Source organism: Chryseobacterium sp. DT-167 (genome assembly GCF_058310155.1).
Genome location: NZ_JBZEEQ010000122.1, coordinates 1 through 544, shown reverse-complemented (window position 1 = coordinate 544; position 544 = coordinate 1). Strand labels below are relative to the sequence as shown.

The window sequence follows — 544 nt, the reverse complement described above, 5'->3', positions numbered from 1 at the left end:
ACGCACGTCGCTCCCGCCGGGGCCTATTTCAACACCGGCGCGCGAGCCTGGGAGTTCCTGGCCGGCGCGCTCCTGTGCCTCGTCCCGCGACCGCGCGGAGTCGCGCGAGCACCGCTCGGGATGGTCGGGGCGGCCCTCCTCGCCGTGAGCCTCGCCGTGATCGAGCCCTCGATGTCCTTCCCTGGCTGGATCGCCGCCGTGCCGGTCCTCGGCACGATGCTCGTGATCGCGGCAGGAACCCCGCGATCGGGGTCGATGCTCGCTCGAGTCGTCGAGCACCCCGTCGTCGACTACGTGGCGACGCGGTCGTACTCGATCTACCTCTGGCACTGGCCGCTGTACATCCTCGTGCCGGCCGCCGTCGCTGCGATCGCGGGGACGACGGTCGATCCCCTCCCGACGGGTGGTCTGCTCCTCACTCTGCTCGTCACGATCGCGCTCGCCGAACTCACGCACCGCTTCATGGAAGTCCGACTCCGGGCGGTGGCCTCGTGAGCGTCGAGCTCCGAGGGAACCGCAGCCGCGCCCGCACCGGTCTCCGGCG

Annotated in this window: 1 protein-coding gene; it reads left to right on the top strand. The window is 71.5% G+C overall.

Annotated features, from left to right (window positions below):
- Positions 1-495: acyltransferase family protein (locus AC4FQ5_RS20085; protein ID WP_491146481.1), on the top strand; the 495-nt coding region annotated here is incomplete at its 5' end.
- Positions 496-544: the final 49 nt, after the last annotated feature.